1 protein-coding gene is annotated in these 636 nt (G+C 65.6%); it reads left to right on the plus strand.

The features are described from left to right. Positions 1 to 58 precede the first annotated feature (58 nt). A partial coding sequence (locus tag DDQ50_RS16950; protein ID WP_116757982.1) for an ABC transporter ATP-binding protein occupies positions 59 to 636 on the plus strand: 578 nt, incomplete at its 3' end.

A 636-nucleotide genomic window follows, 5' to 3' on the forward strand; every position in this document is an offset into this window, starting at 1 on the left:
GCACTCGTTTCACTACGGATCGTCCGGCACGTACCTGCCGGTGAAGGAGAAAAGAACCATGGCATCAGTCACGTTCGACCAGGCCACGCGCCTCTACCCGGGCTCCACACGCCCCGCGGTCGACGCACTCAACCTCGAGGTCGCAGATGGCGAGTTCCTCGTCCTCGTCGGCCCCTCGGGCTGTGGCAAGTCGACGTCGCTGCGAATGCTGGCCGGCCTCGAAGAGGTCAACTCCGGCCGCATCCTCATCGGCGACCGGGACGTCACCGACATCCCCCCGAAAGACCGCGACATCGCAATGGTCTTCCAGAACTACGCCCTCTACCCGCACATGACCGTCGCCGAGAACATGGGCTTCGCGCTCAAGATCGCCGGCGTCAACAAGGACGAGCGCGCCACCCGCGTGCTCGAGGCCGCCAAACTGCTCGACCTCGAGCCCTACCTCAACCGCAAGCCGAAGGCACTCTCGGGTGGTCAGCGTCAGCGCGTTGCGATGGGTCGCGCGATCGTGCGTCAGCCCCAGGTGTTCCTCATGGACGAGCCGCTGTCGAACCTCGACGCCAAGCTCCGCGTCCAGACCCGCACCCAGATCGCATCGCTCCAGCGTCGTCTCGGCGTCACCACCGTCTACGTCAC

The sequence above is a fragment of the Amnibacterium flavum genome, assembly GCF_003097495.1.
Lineage (GTDB): Bacteria > Actinomycetota > Actinomycetes > Actinomycetales > Microbacteriaceae > Naasia > Naasia flava.